General features: G+C 50.4%; 21 protein-coding genes. 9 read left to right on the top strand and 12 right to left on the bottom strand.

The features are described 5' to 3' along the window. Positions 1-60 precede the first annotated feature (60 nt). Positions 61-570, bottom strand: a complete 510-nt coding sequence (locus AC0QH1_RS21250; protein ID WP_324633320.1) for an IS200/IS605 family accessory protein TnpB-related protein — start codon at positions 568-570, stop codon at positions 61-63. Between the two features lie 358 nt (positions 571-928). Here AC0QH1_RS21250 and AC0QH1_RS21255 point away from each other — a divergent pair, with 358 nt between their 5' ends. Next, positions 929-2866, top strand: a complete 1938-nt coding sequence (locus tag AC0QH1_RS21255) for a mechanosensitive ion channel family protein (protein WP_324633321.1) — start codon at positions 929-931, stop codon at positions 2864-2866. Positions 2867-3063: 197 nt separating this feature from the next. Here AC0QH1_RS21255 and AC0QH1_RS21260 read toward each other — a convergent pair whose 3' ends face one another. Both AC0QH1_RS21260 and AC0QH1_RS21265 read right to left on the bottom strand, forming a co-directional pair. Beyond that, on the bottom strand, positions 3064-3804 hold the full coding sequence (locus AC0QH1_RS21260) for a glutathione peroxidase (protein ID WP_324633322.1): 741 nt from the start codon (positions 3802-3804) through the stop codon (positions 3064-3066). A gap of 174 nt (positions 3805-3978) precedes the next feature. Next, positions 3979-4719, bottom strand: a complete 741-nt coding sequence (locus AC0QH1_RS21265) for a sulfite exporter TauE/SafE family protein (protein WP_324633323.1) — start codon at positions 4717-4719, stop codon at positions 3979-3981. A gap of 109 nt (positions 4720-4828) precedes the next feature. On the opposite strand from AC0QH1_RS21265, the gene AC0QH1_RS21270 reads away from it, so the two are divergent. Then, positions 4829-5905: a DUF6282 family protein gene (locus tag AC0QH1_RS21270; RefSeq protein ID WP_324633324.1), complete on the top strand. Its 1077-nt coding sequence runs from the start codon at positions 4829-4831 to the stop codon at positions 5903-5905. 131 nt (positions 5906-6036) lie between these two features. Here AC0QH1_RS21270 and AC0QH1_RS21275 read toward each other — a convergent pair whose 3' ends face one another. The 4 genes from AC0QH1_RS21275 to AC0QH1_RS21290 all read right to left on the bottom strand — a co-directional run bounded on the left by AC0QH1_RS21275 (position 6037) and on the right by AC0QH1_RS21290 (position 8834). Beyond that, complete coding sequence (locus AC0QH1_RS21275) at positions 6037-7212, bottom strand: D-alanine--D-alanine ligase family protein (RefSeq protein ID WP_324633325.1); 1176 nt, start codon at positions 7210-7212, stop codon at positions 6037-6039. A 121-nt stretch (positions 7213-7333) separates the two neighbouring features. After that, positions 7334-8287 carry a DMT family transporter gene (locus AC0QH1_RS21280; RefSeq protein ID WP_324633326.1) on the bottom strand — a complete coding sequence of 318 codons (954 nt, stop codon included), beginning with the start codon at positions 8285-8287 and terminating at the stop codon, positions 7334-7336. Between the two features lie 77 nt (positions 8288-8364). Next, entirely contained in the window at positions 8365-8499 is a 135-nt protein-coding gene (locus tag AC0QH1_RS21285) for a hypothetical protein (RefSeq protein WP_324633327.1), read from the bottom strand. Further along, entirely contained in the window at positions 8496-8834 is a 339-nt protein-coding gene (locus tag AC0QH1_RS21290; RefSeq protein WP_324633328.1) for a hypothetical protein, read from the bottom strand. The genes AC0QH1_RS21285 and AC0QH1_RS21290 overlap by 4 nt, the downstream gene beginning before the upstream one ends. A 970-nt stretch (positions 8835-9804) precedes the next feature. Between AC0QH1_RS21290 and AC0QH1_RS21295 the strand changes: the two genes are divergently transcribed. Together AC0QH1_RS21295 and AC0QH1_RS21300 are read left to right on the top strand one after the other, a co-directional pair. Further along, positions 9805-11391 carry a GMC family oxidoreductase gene (locus tag AC0QH1_RS21295; RefSeq protein ID WP_324633329.1) on the top strand — a complete coding sequence of 529 codons (1587 nt, stop codon included), beginning with the start codon at positions 9805-9807 and terminating at the stop codon, positions 11389-11391. Positions 11392-11428: 37 nt separating this feature from the next. Further along, positions 11429-12013 (top strand): PAP/fibrillin family protein, encoded by a 585-nt coding sequence (locus AC0QH1_RS21300; RefSeq protein WP_324633330.1) that lies wholly within the window; start codon positions 11429-11431, stop codon positions 12011-12013. A 176-nt stretch (positions 12014-12189) separates the two neighbouring features. Here the strand turns inward: AC0QH1_RS21300 and AC0QH1_RS21305 are convergent, their stop codons facing one another. Together AC0QH1_RS21305 and AC0QH1_RS21310 are read right to left on the bottom strand one after the other, a co-directional pair. Continuing rightward, a complete protein-coding gene (locus tag AC0QH1_RS21305; RefSeq protein ID WP_324633331.1) occupies positions 12190-12579 on the bottom strand; it encodes a hypothetical protein in 390 nt (129 codons plus the stop codon). A gap of 474 nt (positions 12580-13053) precedes the next feature. Beyond that, positions 13054-13554, bottom strand: a complete 501-nt coding sequence (locus AC0QH1_RS21310; protein WP_324633332.1) for an orange carotenoid protein N-terminal domain-containing protein — start codon at positions 13552-13554, stop codon at positions 13054-13056. Positions 13555-13991: 437 nt separating this feature from the next. Between AC0QH1_RS21310 and AC0QH1_RS21315 the strand changes: the two genes are divergently transcribed. Next, positions 13992-14198, top strand: a complete 207-nt coding sequence (locus tag AC0QH1_RS21315; RefSeq protein WP_324633333.1) for a hypothetical protein — start codon at positions 13992-13994, stop codon at positions 14196-14198. Between the two features lie 181 nt (positions 14199-14379). On the opposite strand, the gene crtH is transcribed toward AC0QH1_RS21315, so the two are convergent. Further along, positions 14380-15906: a carotenoid isomerase gene (gene crtH, locus AC0QH1_RS21320; protein WP_324633334.1), complete on the bottom strand. Its 1527-nt coding sequence runs from the start codon at positions 15904-15906 to the stop codon at positions 14380-14382. Positions 15907-16437: 531 nt separating this feature from the next. On the opposite strand from crtH, the gene upp reads away from it, so the two are divergent. The 3 genes from upp to AC0QH1_RS21335 all read left to right on the top strand — a co-directional run bounded on the left by upp (position 16438) and on the right by AC0QH1_RS21335 (position 17969). After that, on the top strand, positions 16438-17088 hold the full coding sequence (gene upp, locus AC0QH1_RS21325; protein WP_324633335.1) for a uracil phosphoribosyltransferase: 651 nt from the start codon (positions 16438-16440) through the stop codon (positions 17086-17088). A gap of 118 nt (positions 17089-17206) precedes the next feature. Beyond that, positions 17207-17536, top strand: a complete 330-nt coding sequence (locus AC0QH1_RS21330; RefSeq protein ID WP_324633336.1) for a ssl2009 family thylakoid membrane protein — start codon at positions 17207-17209, stop codon at positions 17534-17536. Positions 17537-17684: 148 nt separating this feature from the next. Next, the gene (locus AC0QH1_RS21335) at positions 17685-17969 is read left to right on the top strand and encodes a YggT family protein (RefSeq protein WP_324633337.1); all 285 of its coding nucleotides are present in this window, start codon (positions 17685-17687) and stop codon (positions 17967-17969) included. Positions 17970-18091: 122 nt separating this feature from the next. Here the strand turns inward: AC0QH1_RS21335 and AC0QH1_RS21340 are convergent, their stop codons facing one another. Next, positions 18092-18514: a hypothetical protein gene (locus AC0QH1_RS21340; RefSeq protein ID WP_324633357.1), complete on the bottom strand. Its 423-nt coding sequence runs from the start codon at positions 18512-18514 to the stop codon at positions 18092-18094. A 90-nt stretch (positions 18515-18604) separates the two neighbouring features. Between AC0QH1_RS21340 and AC0QH1_RS21345 the strand changes: the two genes are divergently transcribed. Continuing rightward, the gene (locus AC0QH1_RS21345) at positions 18605-18754 is read left to right on the top strand and encodes a hypothetical protein (RefSeq protein ID WP_324633338.1); all 150 of its coding nucleotides are present in this window, start codon (positions 18605-18607) and stop codon (positions 18752-18754) included. Here the strand turns inward: AC0QH1_RS21345 and AC0QH1_RS21350 are convergent. Beyond that, positions 18749-19615: a shikimate dehydrogenase gene (locus tag AC0QH1_RS21350; protein ID WP_324633339.1), complete on the bottom strand. Its 867-nt coding sequence runs from the start codon at positions 19613-19615 to the stop codon at positions 18749-18751. The two genes, AC0QH1_RS21345 and AC0QH1_RS21350, sit on opposite strands and share 6 nt — an antisense overlap. Positions 19616-19756 lie beyond the last annotated feature (141 nt).

A 19756-nucleotide genomic window follows, 5' to 3' on the forward strand; every position in this document is an offset into this window, starting at 1 on the left:
GGGGGAGAACTCCTCCCTACGCATAAATGACGAGGGTTTCCGTTCTCCCCCTTACCAACCCTAATTTCTGATGACTAACTTAATGCCAGCTAACTGACATTTATAGTCCAGCATCTCAATTAGCTTGCCGTCAAGTATTTGTACAAAATTCTGGTTATTGCGCTTCCCAATATTTACTTTCTGCTTCCATCCCTCGTTCTTTCCCACTACTAAAATATCGAGACCATTAGATTTGACATAATTGATTATGTCACTGTGGAACCGGTGAAAAATTATTTCTGCTAAAGGCTTTTTATAGATGGCTTTAGACCGTTTATAAAGAGCTAAAAAACTACCTTTAAGCTTGTCTTTGTACTTGGGTATTTTGGGGTTAGTTAAATATTTTTCTGGGTTAATCCTCAAATTATTATAGGCTTTAAAATAACCGCTCCAAGCCTGACATACCTGCCTAATTAAAGAGCAAGCTATCTTCGTCGATCGCATTTGCTGGTAGGCATCTGAATCGGCAACTAAGTGATACAGCTTGGTGTTAGAGCATACTTGACCCCTGTGGAAGAATCCTTGCCTCATGTAATAATTACAGAGGTGATAGAGGTTTTTGGCTTTAAAGCAGATAGCATCACACTGTCGCTAGTATTTATCAGTCTTCTTGATTAGATGCCTTTCCACTAACTGCATCTCGTTTTTTCCTCTGTGCTGAACGCCGTCCGTAGATTTTTGCTGAGAAGGAAGGCATTAGTGACTTTGACCACTTTATCAAGTTCCATTGTTTATTAATTAATCTCGGATTTTAGCATAACATCAAAGAGAATTGTCAAGTTTTGTCTAGGAGGGTGGATAATTTTGTTGAACTATTAAAAGCCCGCTAACATAATCAGTTGGAATCAGGATGAATTTTTTTCACGTCAAAGGGTACCGAGCGAATATCATGGACTGCAAAACAAGTCAACTATCGAAGGCCAGAAAAATCAGAAAAAAGCAGTGGGTCGGGGTGGCGATCGCCATTCGCGCCATTCGCGTCAGCGCGATTACCACCATTCACCTCCTGACGTTCGCTCCTCTCTCGATGTCTGCCCCTCTCGCCCAACTCCCACTCCCGCAAACCCAAACTCCTACAGAAGAATCCCCCGACACTTCAGACCCCAACGCCGAATCCGCGCCCGATTCACCGGAAGAGTCTCCCCCAACCTCCAACCCTTTGGATGGATTGTTGGACTTTGGTGCGAATCCCTCCACAATTCCCCAAACTCCGATTTACCTGGACGGACGCCAACTCTTTTCTGTGGCGCTCACGGAATCCTATCGAGATAACGCCATCGAAAATCAACTCAAAGAGCTGTTAAAAAAGGATTTGGATGCCGAACAACTGCAAGTGTTCCCCGCACTGCTCAATCGTTTACCAGTCATCTATGCGAAGTGGTCGCCCCAAGAAGACCCCATCAGTCTCTTGACGGTGACTACCTTAGATGCGGAACTCCAAGGTCTGCCTCCCGAAACCCTGGCACAACAGTGGTCAGAACAAATTCGGCAGGCGTTACTGCGCGCAGAACAAGAACGCCAACCCCAGTATCTCCTCGAACAGGCATTTTTGGGCGGGGCGATCGCCTGCGGTACCCTGGTGGCGAGTTTGGCTCTCCTGCTGGTGCAAAGACAGCTCGCTCGCAAACGCAATACCATCGCCTCGGAAACCTCCCCACCGGAAACCTTGCCTGATATTCAAGCGGTTCCGACTTCCAGTTCCCCGGAACCGAATCCCGTGGAGTCGGAATCCGCCATTGAGCGACAACAAACCGAATCCATCTCTGAGTTGCAACACAAAATGTCTCTGCGCCAGCAACTCAACCTCAACGATCTCGGTCGTCGGGTGGTTCAATTCACTCAAGTTGTGGTGTGGGGCGGTGGATTCTATCTGATTGTGGGCCTGTTTCCCTATACCCGCTGGATCCAGCCCGTGATGCTCTCTGTGTTGCCCCTCCCTTTGAAGTTGCTCGTGGTTCTCTTCGGCACCTATGTGGGGGTGCGGGTGAGCGCGGTGTTAATCGATCGCTTCTTTTCTGCCCTGCAAGATGGCACCTTCCTGGATGCGGATGCCTCTCGCCGCGTTGCTTTGCGCTTTTCCACATTCTCTGCGGTATTCAAAAGTCTCAGCGCTGCTACTTTAATCGGTATCGGCATCCTCATGGCAATGGGGGCGATCGGCATCGACCTCGGCCCGATTCTCGCCGGTGCTGGAATCATTGGTTTGGGCATTTCTCTGGCGTCCCAAAGCTTAATCAAAGACACCATTAATGGCTTTCTAATCTTGTTTGAAGACCAATTCGCTGTGGGTGATGTGATCGTGGTCGGCGATGTGGGCGGCTTGGTGGAAAATATGAACCTCCGGATTACTCAACTTCGCAATGGAGAAGGTCGTCTGATTACGATTCCCAATGGGGCGATTGCGATCGTACAAAATCTCTCGAAAGAATGGGCGCGGGTAGACCTCACTATCGAGGTGTCTTATGACAGCAATGTGGATAAAGTCCTGGCGGTTCTGCAAGAATTGGCGGATGACATTTACAGCCAGCGTCAATGGCGCGAGAAAATTATCGATCGCCCGGAAGTATTGGGCATTGACGATATCGACCACGCCGGCATTTTAATCCGCATCTGGATTAAAACTAAACCCCTACAACACTGGAGTGTCGGACGCGAGTTCCGCCGTCGGATTAAAATCCTTTTGGATGACATGCAAATCGACATCGGCGTGCCGCAACAATCGGTGGTGTTCCAAAGTTCCCTGGAATTGCTCAACAATGGCCGCAATGGCAATGGCGATCGCCCACAACATCTCCTCTCAGAATCTTCCGAATCTGAAGTAAAATAACTTCCACGGTAACGCCGAGAGAACCTCCGGGCGGTGGGTTCCACTCTTGCCGGCGGTGGGCGTTGCCCACCCTACCGGTGCTACGGACTTGTTATTAAATTGACGGAACATATTGCGTTGCTTTCCCTGAAATGAGGGACTAGACTTTGCCTAATCCCCTTCTTTAAGTCGCGATCGCCAATTCAATGCCAAGCGGCTTAACTGCCCTGTTTTTGTAAATAGTCTTGCAGTGCTTCTGACCCGCCAATGTATTCTCCGTCGATAAACACTTGGGGGACGGTATTTGCCCCGCTCATCGCCCGCAAAGACCGATTGGATACATCTTTGTTCAACAGCAGTTCTTCAAATTCAATGTTGCGCTCTTTTAACGCTTGCTTCGCCCGGGCACAATACGGACATCCTTCTTTGGTGATAATCGACACGCATTTTGGCTCTTTTGCGTCGGGATTGATGTAGTTGAGCATCGTATCGGCATCGGAGACTTCATACGGATCTCCCTCAACTTCGGGTTCGATAAACATCTTTTCGATGACCCCATCTTTGACCAGCATCGAGTAGCGCCACGATCGCTGACCGAACCCTAAGTTTTCTTTGTCCACCAACATTCCCATTTTGTCGGTAAATTCCCCATTTCCATCGGGCACAAAGGTGATGTTTTTGGCATTTTGTTCTTTCTGCCATTCATTCATCACAAAGGTATCGTTGACGGAAATACAAATAATGTCGTCAACGCCATTTTCTTCAAAAACTTGCGCTAATTCGTTGTAGCGGGGCACGTGGGATGAAGAACAGGTGGGCGTAAATGCCCCGGGAAGGGCAAAGGCAACGACGGTTTTCCCCCCAAACAAATCCTGGGTTGTCACCTCGCGCCATTCTCCATCCTGACGGATTTTAAACGTTGCCTCGGGCACTTTTTGTCCTTCTCGATTTTGTACCACGATTGATTCTCCTGCGATCGACGTCAATTGTTCAAACTGTACTCACTGGGCGTTTTTTTCAAAACCCCTGCCACAAGCGTACCAGACTCAGAAAGAATTGTGGATCCTGTCCTCACCATCGCCACAATTCCCGCCTCGCCCACTTCTCGGGGATAACGAATAACGAACTGACAATTACTGCCATCCGATTAAACTTCTTTGCTCCCAGACCATCAACACGCCGGCGATCGCCATTGAGGCAAAGACGATTTGGCGAAAGGTGTTTTCGTTCATCTTCCTGAGAATGTATCGTCCGAGAAGGTTAGCCGGTAAGGCAGCTAGCCCGATCGCCAGTCCGTACAGGAGATACTGCGGCGTTAATGCACCAAAGGCGAAATATGTCAACATCTTGGCGACGTGAATCACCACCACATGGGAGGCTTTGGTGGCAATCATTTCTTCTTTAACCAAACCATATTTCAAATAAAGTGGATTCAACAGCGGACCGCTACTGCCGATCGCGCCGGAAATAAACGCATAGAAAAACCCTCCGGGCAAAAAATGCCAATCGCGCACCTGCAAGGCACTCTCTTTTTTCTTCAACCAAAAGCCGACAATGCTAATCACCAGAAAAACGCCAATTAGCAATTGCAGCCATTCGAGATCCAAATGGGTAAAGGTATAGGCCCCAAGTACCGCACCGGCGATCGCGCCAGGAAAATACCACCGATTCACCGTCCAATTAATATCCCCCCAAAATAAACCAATGCGCTGCGAGTTCCCCACTAACATCCCGGTGGTAATCACTGGCGCGACCGCTAGTGGCCCCAACATGAAATTTACCAGGGGAATCAGCACAATGGGACTCCCACCACCCGCTAAGGTACTGATAAACCACGCCACAAAACTCGTCAGGATGAGGGGCATCAAAAACATGAGTCAAATTGGAAAAAATTATTAAGCTTCTTTTTTTATTGTGACATCTTTGGTAGAGTTATAGATTAACGATTGACAAAACTCCTGGCTTCCGAGGCGCGAAACATCAGTGAAGGGAAAAGCAAAGCATCGGTACTTCAGCGCGATCGCCCTCGCGCTACTGTGTTTTTTACTCGCGATCGCCATTCCTTCACCGCCATTGGCCCTGGCGATCGCTCATTACCCCAGTGACGAAATCCCAGGCACTCAAAACGTGACTTTTCCGGCCCTCCCCAATCCGTCTTCCGCCGAAAACACTCAACCCTCTTCCCCTAACAATTCCAACCCCCTGTTTGGCGCAATTGACTTTCACGTTCATTCTGCACCAGATATCATCAACCGCAGCATCGATGATTTTGAATTGGCGCAGATGGCGGCAAATGCCGGGATGAAAGCGATCGTCTTGAAAAATCACGTCACCACCACCGCCGATCGCGCAGTTTTAGCCAGCAAAATCGTTCCCAACATCGAAATTTTTGGCGGAATCGTGTTAAATCAACCGGTGGGCGGCATCAACCCGGATGCGGTGGAAGCAATGACCAAACTCGGGGGCGATCGCGCCAAAATTGTTTGGTTGCCTACTACCGATGCCGACTATCATCTGAAAGTGTTTGACAAACCCGGCCCCGGCATCAAAATCGCCGAAAACGGCACCCTTTCTCCCCAAACCGAAGGGTTGCTCAAACTCATCGCCGAGAAACATTTAATCCTCGAAACCGGCCACATTTCCCCCACAGAAGTCATGCTCGTCATTGACAAAGCACGTCAACTGGGCATCGAAAATATTGTCGTCACTCATGCAATGGCTGATGTTCCGGGATTATCCCTCGACCAGATGCGTCACTGTGCGGAAATGGGCGCGATTTTAGAACTAGCATTCGTCAATGAATTGATGGGAGAAAATGCAGTGGCGGCGGGCCATGACAAATGGCATCGGGTTTCTGTGGCTGAAATGGCACAAGCCATTCGCGCGATCGGGGCGCAGCATTTTATCCTCAGCACCGATTTGGGTCGCCCCGGCGATCCCCTGCCGGCAGAAGGCTACAAACGCTTTCTAGAAAAGTTGCTCGCCGCCGGCATTTCTCCCCGGGAAATCCAGATAATGAAACGGGAAAATCCCGCCCGTTTATTGGGAATCAAAAGCTAATTTCAAATCGGGGAATAATTCAGAATAACGGTGCTTGACGCCCCGGATTTCATCGGGTAATTTTCCCCTTCCTTGGTTGCGGGGCGTCAAGCACCATACGGTAGGCTGATTTACTCCAAATTGGCGAAAAATTAATCGAGCAAAGCCACAATATGCGGAATAATGTGCAGATGATGAGTAAACAAATAATCCAAGCGATCGCCAATTAAACTCAGAATCAAATCCTCATAACTCATCTGGTACTCTCCCAACCCTTGCACCACCAAACTGGTAACATTTTCCGTGGGACGTTTCAAATCCGGCTTAGGATTAGCTTCCAAGACGTGCAGCACGCCATTTTCATCCGCGCGAATATCAATTCGCACCAAAGTATTCAAACTAAAATCCCAGTAAATTCGCCGCGCTAGCTCGATTAATTCTTGCTTCAATTCTCCGTCATCATTTCCCACCAATCGCATTCGATTCACGGTAATTGCCTTTTTATCCATTGAGGTAAAAATGCGTTCGTCTTTTTCCAAAACGCGCTCAATGGTCGAGAAAGCAAAGGGTTGAGGATTTTTGTGAAATTCCCCCTTTTTGTGGGTGACATAACCACACACCGACACGCAAAACTCGCGCCCAGGGAGATAGGTTTCAATCAGGGCAGTATTGTGAGTCACGCGATGAACCTGTTGCACTGCAGGGGCGATCGCCTCCACAGTATCCACCACATGGATATTTAACGAAGCGCGACCAGAAATCGGTTTAACCAGAAAAGGACCGCGATAGTCACCGAAAGTCTGGGTCAAACGCTCTTGCAAGCGGCGATCGCCCAAGTCTTGGGACGGGTGCCAGGTCATAAATGGAGCGGTTTTAATTCCTAACGCTTGCAATTCCCGTTTGAAGGCATGTTTGTTATCCAGGGTAGAGCTATTAAGCGGGTTATGTCCCACATAAGGCACCCCCAGCATTTCCAATAAAGCCGGCGTGTGTGCCACGGGATTGTAGCCTTGCACTCCCCCGGTATTCAACCATGCCAAATGGATATTGTATTGCTTCAGTTTTGCCGGCAATGTCATATCATCCGCCATGACAAAAACATGCTGAAATCCGATCGCGCGCAGGGCATTGGCAATATCATGGGCCACTGCTTCATAGGTTTTCGTAGCTCGTGGATTGTGGGTTTTGTAAATAACTGCGCCTTCGCGGTTGGGATCGCCGCCATGAATCACGGCGATTCGCAAGCGCGAAAACAGTTTTTCCAGATAAGTTGGCAGTAACGTAATGTTGTAGTCGAAGTGGGTTTTCGGCAGGGTTTTTGCAGTCATTTGCAGTTTGATTGGCAATCCTAGATGGTGGATGGTTTTTTCGGAATGAATGGGCGAAAACTCTGGGGAAAATCCAGTTTTTCGCGCGGGAGTGAGAGGAGCGAAAACTTGTGGGGCGCGCTTATGCCTTCTGGGTCGATTGGCTGGATTTGGCGAGATAAATGCCCACTAACACCACGGCAAAAGCTAAGCCATTAGAAAATGTTAATTGTTCGGCAAAGAAAATCCAAGCTAAAATGGTCGTCAGAATCGGTTCGAGTAGCAGGGCGATCGCCACGAAAGCGGCAGACAATCGCTTCAGGCTATGCACCAGCAATCCTTGGCCGATCGCTTGGCAAATGACCGCCAGGGCGATCGCGCTCAACCATCCGGTGGGACTGGCGGGAAACACTCTCGTTTCGGTACACAGGACGATTGGCAGAGTTAACAGGGTGCCGATCGCGCAGCGCCACAGCAAAATCCGACTCGCCGGCAATTTTCCGCGCAGTTGTTCCACGATTAATAAATTAATCCCGTAAAACATCGCCGACACTAATGCTGCTGCATCGCCAAGAAAATTTTCCGTGGCAATCTGCAAGTCGCTGACACCCAGGGCGATCGCCCCCACTAGGGCGATCGCCATCCCACTTAAAAATCTGCCGTCAAAACGCCTCCCCCAAATCAACCACCCTCCCAAACAGGTAAAAATCGGGGTCAGGTTTCGCAGTACGGTAGAATTGGCAACCCTGGTTTGCGTCAGGGACCAGGCCCAAAATCCGAGAGAGGTAGACGCAACGGTGCCCACTGCAATTAACAACCAGAAATCCTCTCGGGTGAGCGATCGCTTCTCTCGCGTTAGCGTCTCATCCGTCAATCTCGCCCGTTGCTGATTCAGGGCGGTCCATCCTCCCAACACCACCGAAGCAATCCACAACCGATTAAAAATGGTGGCATTCGGACCGAGTTCGAGTTCCATCCAGCGGATAAAAATAGCCGCAAAAGAAACCGCAATTAATGCAATTGATAGGGAAAGGAATGCCATCAGCACCGAGGTTGGCTTTATCTGTAACTGCGGCAATTCCAGCTTATTGGTCATCGGGATTTTTTCATTAGAAGCGCATTTCTCATCATGCCACAGACCGTGGTATTTGCGCTGATTTCCTATCGGGCAAGTCAACGCTTTTTTTGAGGATTCCCCGCAGACGCAGGAAAGCTTGCTTGCGCCGCCACTTCTTTTTGTACTGGGGCTTTTTGCGATCGCTTTTTCACCGCCCCCACCCCTTCTGTGCAGGAAACAATCGGTTTCATTGTCGGAAAATCCCTGTCGCCAGACAGGGATTTTCCCCAGGTGAATCGTTGCCAAAATTTGCCAACCCAGTGCGGTTATTTTGCTCGTCTTTCAGTTGCACGGTAAAAGCCATACTCAGGTGAACTACCCCAATGTTCATGTCGGTTTTAACGTCGATATCCTCTACGGGAATGTCGCTTTCTTTAATGCGCTCTACAACGTTTTGAACGGTGGTAATGGCTCGATCTACCCCCATTTGAACGACTTGCTCGCTCAGTTCTGCACTTCCCTGTGCCATTGCATTCGCCTGTTCTGTCGCTTTTTCGCTGAGTTTGCCGATGTCTCCTAGGTTCATTGCTCTCCATTGCGATAAGTGGTTGTTTTCTATCATAGGGGCGATCGCGTTCTTTTTTCGCCTTAGGCGCTTAATTTTTTAGCGCTTCAATATTTCCCTCTATCGGTGTAACGCTCTTTTCTCTTTCATCTTCTAGCTTGAGCCGCTTTCGCTTTCCCTAAATTTTATTGCAAATTTTATGAAAAATATCCCTTAGCATTTGGCTCCTATCGCCCCTCGAAATCCGGCCAAATTGTTATGGTTTCCCGACATTTGCCCGGACAATCCCTCTTATCCGCAGCGGCGAGGTGGAGAATTGCCGGAAAGGGGTAACTCGGCGAAGCATTCACCCACTCTCCCCACCTCACCCGCATTCAAATTGACAAATTGACTCTCTCGCTGATGAATTGAGTCTCGCCATTTGAATACCACAAAAAAATCATTTCGTCAAGAGCATAAGGGAATAAAATTAAGAAAAATACCGCAACTGAGGACTCAGTTGGTCTCCAGAATACAGTTGTGAAAAGTTTTAAATTAGCCCCCATCGGAACCACTCTGTCCGCATTTGGCTCTCCCTTTCTCCGGTGCGGCTTTTTTTGCTCGATCGCCGCAATTCAAACACAAAAAAACCCTCTCCTGGGGTGAGGAGCAGGGTTTTTCAAGGAAGGTGTACCAGCATGTTTATCTTTCTGCTTCTATTGTGCCCATTAAAATGGGTTTTGACATCAGGAAAAATACGAGTTTTTCGATTTTAATCCTTCCGTAAATATGCGGAAAAATTGCCCCTCTTCTCCGCAGTTTTACTCAGGCGTTCTGCGCGCCTAGCCCCACCCGGGTGAGGGGCTAACCCCTTGACAATGCGCGGGGAAATAGCGGATTGTATTTAACAAAATCCCGACTAACAGAGCGATCGGGCGGGCAAAACCGATAAAATAACCGCCATCACCCTTTAGGGCGCATTTCCCCTCTATCCATTTTCCACCCTAAACCTTTGAATGTAACGATGATTTATGACTATATTATTGTCGGTGCCGGTTCGGCGGGTTGCGTCCTCGCCCACCGCTTGAGTACCGATGCCAATATCCGGGTTTTGTTATTAGAAGCGGGAAAACGCGATCGCCAGCTTGCCATTCACATTCCGGCTGGATTTTCCCAAGTATTTCACAGCGAATTGGACTGGAATTATTACACCGAACCACAGGCCCACATGAATCAGCGCCAACTGTATTGGCCCCGGGGCAAAGTCCTCGGGGGTAGCAGTTCTATCAATGCGATGATTTACATTCGCGGACACCAACAAGATTACGATAATTGGGCAAAATTAGGCAATTTTGGCTGGGGATTTTCCGATTTGCTGCCCTATTTCAAAAAAGCGGAAAATTACCAAGTCAGTACGGGTGAATTGTACGGAACTCGGGGATTGCTCAATGTGGAATCTTTACGCGACAAAAATATCTTGTCTCGCGCCTTTGTGGAAGCAGGGGTAGAAATGGGTTTGCAGCGTCGGGAGGATTTGAATCACCCAGAGGCGGAAGGGGTGGGATTTTATCCGGTGACGCAAAAACAGGGTCGCCGTCATAGCGCCGCCGCCGCCTATTTATCTCCCTGTCGCGATCGCAAAAACCTGCAGATTCGCACCGAAACCTTGGTGACTCGTCTGTTATTTGAAGGCACTCGAGTGGTGGGAGTGGAATTCGTCGGTCCGGGGGGAAAATGCGATCGCGCCTATAGCAACCGCGAGGTGATTCTCGCCGGCGGGGCGATTAATTCTCCTCAGCTTCTCATGCTTTCGGGAATTGGCGATCGCGATCGTTTGCAGTCTTTGAACATTCCCGTGGTGGTACATTTGCCCGGAGTCGGAGAAAATCTGCAGGATCATTTAATCGCTGGCGTGGTTTATCAATGCAAACAACCCATTTCCTTAGATAAAGCAAATACAGCGGCAAACTGGCTGCAATATTTGCTATTCAAACGCGGACCGCTGACTTCTAATATTGCCGAAGCCGGAGGATTTGTCAAAACTCAATCGGATTTGTTACAACCAGATATCCAATTTCATTTCGCGCCGCTTTATTTCTTGGAACATGGGTTGCAAAAACCCCGGGGACATGGGTTCAGTTTGGGGGCAACGTTGTTGCATCCGGAAAGTCGCGGTTCGATTCGTTTAGCTTCCTCTTCTGCATTCGATGCACCGCGCATTCAACCGAATTATCTGGCGAGGGAGGCGGATTTACGGGTGTTAAGCGCGGGGATAAAACTCTGTCGAAACATTCTGCAAGCATCGCCGTTCGATGGCTTTCGCGGGGGGGAGGTTTTTCCGGGATCCGAGTGCCAGGAAGAAGAAGAGATTGCCGAATTTATTCGCAATAGTGCCGAAACCCTTTATCATCCGGCGGGTACTTGTAAAATGGGAAGCGATTCCCTGGCGGTGGTGAATTCGCGCTTGCAAGTGTATGGGGTGGAAAATTTGCGGGTGGTGGATGCGTCGATTATGCCTGCGGTTGTTGGGGGGAATACTCATGCACCTACTGTGGCGATCGCGGAAAAAGCGGCAGATTTGTTACGCTCAAACTATTGATAGCTGTGTCAAGCGAAGTGAAAGGAGACGGGACAAAATGAGCGAAAAAATGAAATTGTTGCGGGCGATCGCGGGGAAAAATCGCGGGTTGCTCGCTTCGCCTGAAGAAAAAATCGAAATTCTTAATGCGATCGCCGATTTAGAAGCGCAAAATCCCACGGAATCCCCCACGGAAGCGAGGGATCTCTTGGGAGGGGACTGGCGTCTGCTTTATACCACCAGTGGCGATTTATTAAATCTCGATTTACCCCCTATCATTGGGTTGGGGCAAATCTATCAGTGCATTCGCCCCGCTACTGGGGAACTTTACAATATCGCGGAAATTCTCGGATTGCCGTTTTTGGATGGAATTGTGTCCGTTACGGCAAAAATTCAACCGCTTTCGGAACGTCGGGTGGATGTGAAATTCCAGCGCTGGATTGTGGGATTGCAAAATTTAATTGATTATCGCTCTCCCGCTGAATTTGTGGCGCAAATTGAAGCGGGAAAGGATTTTTCTGCCCTCTCGTTTCCTGTCGATCGCGCGGAGCAATACAATTGGCTCGATACCACTTATCTCGATGAGGATTTGCGAATCGGGCGAGGCAACAATGGCAGCATCTATGTGCTGACAAAATCTTAATTTCACCCGGGTTAAATTAGGGGTGGGGGCAGACTGCTGTCCGCCCCCACTGAAACGCTAAAAGCGCTTAAGTTCAACAGATAATCAGTTATCAAATAACTTCTATCATTTTTATGCCGATTGGCTAAATCCTGTGGCAGTTTATCTCCGGCTTACCCAGCGATCCCCTGCGGATTTTAATCGACATTACAGCGACTTGTAGAGGGGTGGGGAAAGATTTTGGCTAACATGTATTGTGCAGGAGCGTTGCTTCTCCCAGGCGAACTCTCTGGATCTGACCCTTTTTGCGGTGCGACGCAAATACCCGTTTGAGCGATCCCCGCCATCAGATCGCTGGTTCGTTTGATGATAATTTCGATGCGCTGGGTCAGTTCTTCAGCGATCGCCATGTTCGGTGCTAGGATGAAAAACGTCTGCACGCCCGTGGGACTGGGAGCAAGCCCAAATTGACAGTCGATGAGTAGGGTCTGAATGGGACTGTCAAAGGAATCGTAAAATCGGTTAAATAGGGCTTGGTAAAAGGAGTCGGCTAGTTCGCGATCGCCAAAGCCAGGTTTAGAAAGCATGGGAGTTCTCTCAAAAAACAACGTTTCGGGGTTCGGGTGATTTCTATATCTTTAGTATCGCCGATCCCGGCAGATTTGGCTGCGATCGCTGTCTATCCTCTATGTGACTGCGATCGGCGATCGGGAGCGATCTACATCCTCAATTCTTGTGTGGAGAATTAGGGCTGGGCGTGATGCAGATCTCTGACATTTTTCTTTCTCTATGCTATAATGTGCGTCCCTTGGATTTGCCTCAGCTAGGAATCTGTCGCCTCTGTCTCGGACTCGTGCAATTCTCTGGAAAGTCCCGTAGAATGGCGCGATCGCTTGCCGACTCCCCCGCAACCTGGGGAAGAAACACCGTCTCCCCCCCCCCAACTTTTTTTATGGGTGGGTTAAGCAAAACTTTATCACAAAAAAGGGCACGTTTGACGTGCCCGAGGTTCTCGTTAATTGTCCAGCTTGAAATACCCTAGGGGAGGAAGGGGAATCACTCTAGGCGAGGGGGTCGATTCCCATATCTACCACAATCTTGCGAAGCAGGGTGATTTGTTGGTTGAATTCGAGGGAGCAAATCTTGCCAAACAAGTTCGATGCTGCATCGGATAGTTTGTAGTAGTCCGGAACCGGGATGACTGTTCCTTCTTCCATCCAAACCGCCAACTGATACCAGAATGCCAGCTTGTTGTTCGCTGAAAGAACGCCATAGGCGCGCGTCAGCGGGGTATTAACCTGGTTGGCTAAATCTTGCATGAACTTTAATTGCTCGTTGGGAGCCATTTCTCTAATCTTGTCGAGCAACCCTTGGGCGAATTGCAGACGCGCTGCACCGGTGGCGGCGGGGGTGATGGAACGCCCCATTTCGGTGTAAATCACCCACAGCAAACCCAGTTGCTCGTCTGCGCTGAGGCGCTTGATGCTCTCTACGGTGGTGCTGACTGCATCCACGGGATTGAACGTTTGGGCGGCGAAGGTGTTGTCGGTGGTAAATGTCATTCGTGAAGTCCTCGTTTGTTCGTGGTTTTCGCTTCTTGTTAACAAATGTAACGAAGAATGACGTTTTGTGAATGCGATCGCGATCGGTTTCCTCGGTGATGTCGATCGCAATCCGGTTGATTTTTCGCCATAAATCGCCTAAAACCTTTTACCTGTAAGGTTTTCACGGATTGTAAACTTTTTTGAATTTATCCGAAAAAATACGGAAAACTCGCCGAGCCGCAACTTCCTCTCCCACCCCGACTTTTTGTTGACAAAATAAAGTTTTTGTGGTAATTAACCAGGAGGCTCTGTACTGCCTAGGAGACAATTTTTGGGGAAATATCAAATTTTAAATTACCAATTAACAACTCATTTAGACGCGATCGCCCGCCAGTTGGTAAAGTTTAAATTTAAAGAATCCATGATTTAACAAACCCACATATTAATGAGGAAAGATGATGGCTAACCCAGATATGCGCGGAGAACTCTATCGCGGGTGGATTCTCTTGCCCCTGGCGGTGGATGATATATTTTTTTACGAGATCCACAGTCCCGAGGGATATCGCAATTACAATCTCATGCCCTTTGACTCCCCGGAGTCAGCTCTCGACTATGCGAGAGGGGAAGTCGATCGCATCGTCGAGATATTTGAGGTGGCATAAGCAGCGCTAGTCACTCGCCCCAGGGAATTCAAACCCCCTGGGGCGATCGAGGGGTTGGTTGAAACCGACTAAAAGCCTTGCCAGATAATGTTTTCACTCGGCTTTTAACCCACTTCAGCGATGAGGCGGGGATTTTAATCCCCGCCGGACTTTCCCGGTTTCTAGCCTCTGCAGGGAGGCCCTACAACCCCAAATCCACTGCAATCCGATGGGCGCAGGCAAATCCGGAAAACGCCACCGCATTTAACCCTTGACCCGGGAAGGTACTATCGCCAACACAGTACAGGCCCGGAATCGAGGTGCGATTAAACGGCATTCCCAACAATCCCATTAACTTGCGTTGGGGAATCGGACCGTAGGTGCCATCCGCGCGATTTAAAAAGCGGCGGTGCGATCGCGGGGTGCCCACTTCCATGTAATCTAACCGTGCATCTAACCCGGGGAAAATCGCTTCTAAGCGATCGATAATCTGCCATCCCGCCTCCTCTTTCTTCGCTTCGTACTCGCCCGGGGTCATCCCCTGCCAATCCTCGATCCAACTGGGGGTAAACACATGCAGGATATGATAGCCTTCCGGGGCTAAGTCCGGATCGAGCAGGGTGGGAATCGAGACAAAAATCGTCCCATAAGGCTGTTCCATCTGGTTCCAGGATTCCACTACAATATGGTGACAAGCGGTATCCGGCGACAAGACAGAGGCTTCCACGCCTAAGTGCAAGCTGAGGAAACTGGGAGATTTTTGGTAGCGATCGCGCCATTTGCGTTCCGATCGCGGCAGTTGGCGATCGCCGAGTAACTTATCAAAGGTATCCCAGCGCGTGGCATTAGAGACGATGCGCCGCCCGCGATATTCTTCCCCCGTCGCCAACTTAACTCCAACCGCCCGATTGTTTTCCACGATAATTTTTTCCACCCGGGCTTGATAGCGAATCTCACTTCCGGCATTTTGCAATCCTGCCGCTAAGCGGCGGGCAATTTGCCCCACACCCCCTTTGGGATAGTTAATTCCGCCATAGTGGCGATCGGAAAACACCATTCCCGCATTAATCATCGGCGTCATCTGTGCCGGCACCACGGACCAACAATAACACTCGATATCGATAAATTTCAGCAATTGCGGATCTGAGATGTACTGGCGGGCGATATCCCCCACATTTTGGGGTAAATATTTCACCAATCCCAAACAAGCGAGGGGATGCTGGAAAAACACCCGCATCAAATAACGGGGTTCTTCTAAAGACAGCAACGGCATGGCGTTGAGGCAATTAAACACCTTCCAGCATTCGTCATAAAACTTGCGAATGCCTTCCCTTTCGTGGGGAAAGCGTTGGATTAATTCTTGTAAAAATCGTTCGTAATTGCGGTGAACTTGCAGGTCTAGACCGTTGGGCAGGTGATAGTGAATTTGCACCGGGTCGGGAATGGTTTCGAGGCTGACATTCACCGCCTCGAGGGCGCGGGTGAGGAGGTTGGTGGTGCCGCGATCGCCAAATCCGAAGATCATCGAAGCTCCTTCGTCGAAGCAATAGCCGTTGCGTTCAAAAGACCCGGAACTCCCGCCGGGAATCACATAGCTTTCCAGAACCAGGACTTTCGCTCCTTTAGCGGCGAGTTGAGTGGCGGTGACCAGTCCGCCAATGCCGGATCCAATGACGATCGCGTCAAAGGTTTGGGTTTGCGGTGGGCTAAGGGTGGAAGCAGATACCATCAATTTGCTGTGCGCGCGTACTTTTGTGCCTATTGTAATTGAGTTTACCCGGTTTTCGGTTACCGGGGGGGGAGGAGACGGGGGAATGGAGAATTGCGAATGGGGTTCGGGGGAGGCGCAGGGGTGGGCCTTTGGTGCGCGATCGCCCCCGGTGAAGGGCCGGTGATGCCAGTTGTGGGGGGCACCATCGAACGCCCAACCTGCCCGGAAACCCTTGCATCCCGACCTCAAAAAGAAATACGGGACCGGTCTGCCACTGCTGACCAATCCCGCCTGCCGATCCTTTTGAGAGGAGAACACTGTAAGCAACTATAGCCTTGTTGAAAATTTTTGTCAATACTTACTGAGAATTTTTTTCAAAATTTTTTTTGACGGTAGGGTGGCTTGCCTCGAAAGCCACCCGTTATTCTCCTGGTGACTGGGACGAGGAGCGCGCGTAAGTCCTCAGCAATGATAGATCTCGATGGCCAGAAAGCAGTACAATCGGACAGGTCTCCAACCTAGAAGAAGTGGGAATCGCAGCCGAAGCTTATGACCATACAAATGCGCGTTTACGTTCCGCCCCATCCGTTAATCCAGCACTGGCTGGGGATTGCCCGGGATGCGGATACCCCACCGGCGCTATTTCGCAGCGCGATGACGGAGTTAGGACGGTGGTTAACCTACGAGGCATGTCGCGACTGGTTGCCAGTGGTGGAAACCCAAGTGCAGACCCCCTTAGCCGAATGTGCCGCCACCTTTGTGAATCCACAGGTACCGATGGTGGTGGTGCCGATTTTGCGAGCGGGTTTGGCATTATTAGAAGGGGCGCTACCGGTGTTGCCCCTTGCCTCGATTTACCACATTGGGATGGAACGAAACGAAGAAACCCTAGAAGCGAAGTGTTATTTAAACAAACTGCCGGACCAATTCGAGCCACAGACGCGGGTATTGCTCAGCGATCCGATGCTTGCCACTGGGGGTACGATAAAGATGGCAATGGAAGAGCTGGTGAAACGGGGGGCAGATCCGGCGAACATCCGGATTATTGCCGTAGTGGCGGCACCCCCGGCCCTGCAACAACTGAGTCAGAGCTATCCGAGTTTGAATATTTACACCGCTTGCATTGATGAGACGCTAAACGAGCAAGGGTTTATCGTGCCCGGATTGGGGGATGCAGGCGATCGCGCCTTTGCCACCTAGGGGATGCCTCTGGATCGGGCCTAGCAAGCGCGATCGCCTGCACTGAACGCGCTATGCAGGGAGAATGAGCAAAGGGTAAGCTGAAAGCACAAGCAGCACACTCATTCAGGCTAAACTTATGAGCAATCGAGATAATTTTACTGGTGGATTCATCGTGGGAACCCTTCTGGGCGGAGCGATCGGGGGTGCGATCGGAGTCATCATCGGGTCGAAACTCTCCGAAGAAAGCCCGCCGAGCGAAAATGGCAAACCCAACGGGGAAAAACCCAGCAAGCTGAGAAAACGTCAGCTACAGCGAGACGAGAGTATGGAACCCGCGCGTCGGTCTTTGGAAAACAAAATCGCCCAACTCAATGACGCCATTGATGACGTGCGGCACCAGTTGAGCCACGTGAATGGCACTGCACTAGAGGAAACCCAACCCCAATCGGTTCGAGAAGAATCATAAGGAATCGGTATGGTGGCTTTCGGCGATCGCGGCGCAAAAGACCCCCATCCCTGAGCGATTGTGCCTCCGGAAACGGCGGCAATAGATTAGACTGAGAATAAGGCTTTAAAGACGCTCAGTCTAGCAAATAACCACGAGCAAAAAAACGATGAATCCAGCAATTGACTTAATCGCCACCAGTTTGGCTACATTTTTGCAATTTTATTTAGTGCTGTTGATTATTCGGATTCTTTTAAGCTGGTTTCCGAATGTCAACTGGTACGACCCACCTTTTTCCATCGTCAGCCAGCTTACCGATCCCTATTTGAATATTTTCCGCTCTTTCATTCCCCCCTTAGGCGGGATTGACTTTTCGCCCATCTTGGCGATTTTGATTTTGCAAGTCGTCGCCGGCTTTTTCGGGAGCTTAACCGGAGCCTCGATGGGGATTTAGGGCACTGGGCAATTCATGGGAGACTCAGGGGAAGCGATCGCTTCCCAGGCGCATCGCCCCCTCTCCCCCCATTGCCTTAGTCGCACCATTCCCGATGTGGGAGTCGCACCGGTAACACAGCTTCAATAATTCGGGAGCAGAGGCTTGACGCGAGCGGCAAACCCTCGGGCTTTAAAATTCTCCAATTGTAACGGAGTCGGCAAATTCGCCGCCACCGAGATTCTCAGTTCAAAATCACTTTCTCCGGGGGGGACTTCCTCCAGGCTGCCCAGGCGCGTGCGGTTGGGCAGCACGTTATTGTGATTCACATCGTAGATCCGACCGAATACATCGGCATCGTAAACGGTTTCCCCCGAGGGATTGTTGGCTTTGCCGATGACGATAAAGCAATTCGCCGCACTGCTAGAGCCGCTCGTCACAGCGCCCTCGGACAATTCAGTGGGGCAGCTTTGATAGTCTAAATCATACAGTTGAATGGTGGTCATTGCCCAGGCGGGGGGTGCAAACAACCACAGGGTTATTCCCAGCATGCAGCCCAGGACCATTCCTCTAAAACTCCGCAAGCCTTTGCTACTTGCCATCAAGTTGTGCATCATCAAGTTGAGCATGAAAACACCTCTGGAAAACTCGCAGGATTGTCAACAAAAGCTTATCGTGAATTGCAGCGTTGTCGATCGCGCTTCGAGGCGTCAGGAGAGAGGCGTCAGGGGAAAGGGGGAGTGGCGATCGCTCCTTGTGGGTGGGTCACTAACTCCCCCCGCCTGGGATTTTGCCTGCCGCTATAAGCCCAAATGGTGACGCAGAGACTGGCGCATCACCTCCACCGGCACCTCCCGTGACAGCCACAGTTGCAAAGCGGCGGCACCCTGCTGAACCAGCATTTCTAACCCATCGATGGCGATTAGCCCGAGATCCGTGGCTTGGCGCAACAGTTGGGTGGGGTTGGGGGTGTAAATCAAGTCATAGACAATTGAATTGGGGGGAAGTTTCGCCATTGCGGTGGCACTGAGGGGCGATCGCTGTGCATGGGGAGACATGCCCACTGGGGTAGCATTGACGAGCAATCCCGCCTCGGGAATCAGCAGGGGCAATTGTTCCCAAGGATGAATCTCTAGCTTCGCGGGCAAGGGAGAATTCTGCCAACTGCGCTCAAATGCCTGTAACTTTTCCCAGTTGCGCCCCACCACGCAGATGCGATCGCAGCCCAGGGTGGCACAACCGGCAACCACTGCCCGCCCTGCGCCACCTGCGCCTAACACCACCGCTACTGTTTCGCTCCAGGGTTGGGTCAATTCCTTGAGGGGCGCGAGAAACCCCTCCACATCGGTATTGGTGCCAGCCCAGCCGCTTTCCGTGGGCCATACCGTATTCACAGCCCCCACCGCTTGCGCCACCGGGGAGATTTCCGCCAACATGGGGATAATGGCTTGCTTGTGGGGAATGGTAAGGTTAAAGCCGCGCACCCCAATCGCAGCCAAACCGGAAACGGCCCTGTTTAATTCTGCTGGTACTACGGGAAAAGGCACGTAGAGATAATCCACTCCCAGTTGCGCGATCGCCGCATTGTGCATCACCGGCGAGAGGGAATGTTCTACCGGATCGCCCATTACCCCGAGTAGTTTCGTTTTACCTGTAATCGAGAGCATTCCAGTTGTTAAGTTGTTCTATATCTTTCCAGAATACGATTAGAAGGGGGCATCTGGCGAGTGCCACCGACTTCTATCTCATGGCACAATTTCCAGCAAGGGCGGTGACTGGTAGGGGACTTACACCCGCTGAACGCTGAC

It is taken from the genome of Phormidium sp. CCY1219 (assembly GCF_055795085.1).

Bases quoted from the DNA above. Each gene is read 5' to 3' on its own strand.
- AC0QH1_RS21250 (WP_324633320.1), bottom strand. From the start codon at position 570: ATGAGGCAAGGATTCTTCCACAGGGGTCAAGTATGCTCTAACACCAAG.
- AC0QH1_RS21255 (WP_324633321.1), top strand. From the start codon at position 929: ATGGACTGCAAAACAAGTCAACTATCGAAGGCCAGAAAAATCAGAAAA.
- AC0QH1_RS21265 (WP_324633323.1), bottom strand. From the start codon at position 4,719: ATGTTTTTGATGCCCCTCATCCTGACGAGTTTTGTGGCGTGGTTTATC.
- AC0QH1_RS21275 (WP_324633325.1), bottom strand. From the start codon at position 7,212: ATGACTGCAAAAACCCTGCCGAAAACCCACTTCGACTACAACATTACG.
- AC0QH1_RS21280 (WP_324633326.1), bottom strand. From the start codon at position 8,287: ATGACCAATAAGCTGGAATTGCCGCAGTTACAGATAAAGCCAACCTCG.
- AC0QH1_RS21285 (WP_324633327.1), bottom strand. From the start codon at position 8,499: ATGAAACCGATTGTTTCCTGCACAGAAGGGGTGGGGGCGGTGAAAAAG.
- AC0QH1_RS21290 (WP_324633328.1), bottom strand. From the start codon at position 8,834: ATGAACCTAGGAGACATCGGCAAACTCAGCGAAAAAGCGACAGAACAG.
- AC0QH1_RS21300 (WP_324633330.1), top strand. From the start codon at position 11,429: ATGAGCGAAAAAATGAAATTGTTGCGGGCGATCGCGGGGAAAAATCGC.
- AC0QH1_RS21305 (WP_324633331.1), bottom strand. From the start codon at position 12,579: ATGCTTTCTAAACCTGGCTTTGGCGATCGCGAACTAGCCGACTCCTTT.
- AC0QH1_RS21310 (WP_324633332.1), bottom strand. From the start codon at position 13,554: ATGACATTTACCACCGACAACACCTTCGCCGCCCAAACGTTCAATCCC.
- AC0QH1_RS21315 (WP_324633333.1), top strand. From the start codon at position 13,992: ATGATGGCTAACCCAGATATGCGCGGAGAACTCTATCGCGGGTGGATT.
- crtH (WP_324633334.1), bottom strand. From the start codon at position 15,906: ATGGTATCTGCTTCCACCCTTAGCCCACCGCAAACCCAAACCTTTGAC.
- upp (WP_324633335.1), top strand. From the start codon at position 16,438: ATGACCATACAAATGCGCGTTTACGTTCCGCCCCATCCGTTAATCCAG.
- AC0QH1_RS21330 (WP_324633336.1), top strand. From the start codon at position 17,207: ATGAGCAATCGAGATAATTTTACTGGTGGATTCATCGTGGGAACCCTT.
- AC0QH1_RS21335 (WP_324633337.1), top strand. From the start codon at position 17,685: ATGAATCCAGCAATTGACTTAATCGCCACCAGTTTGGCTACATTTTTG.
- AC0QH1_RS21340 (WP_324633357.1), bottom strand. From the start codon at position 18,514: ATGGTCCTGGGCTGCATGCTGGGAATAACCCTGTGGTTGTTTGCACCC.
- AC0QH1_RS21350 (WP_324633339.1), bottom strand. From the start codon at position 19,615: ATGCTCTCGATTACAGGTAAAACGAAACTACTCGGGGTAATGGGCGAT.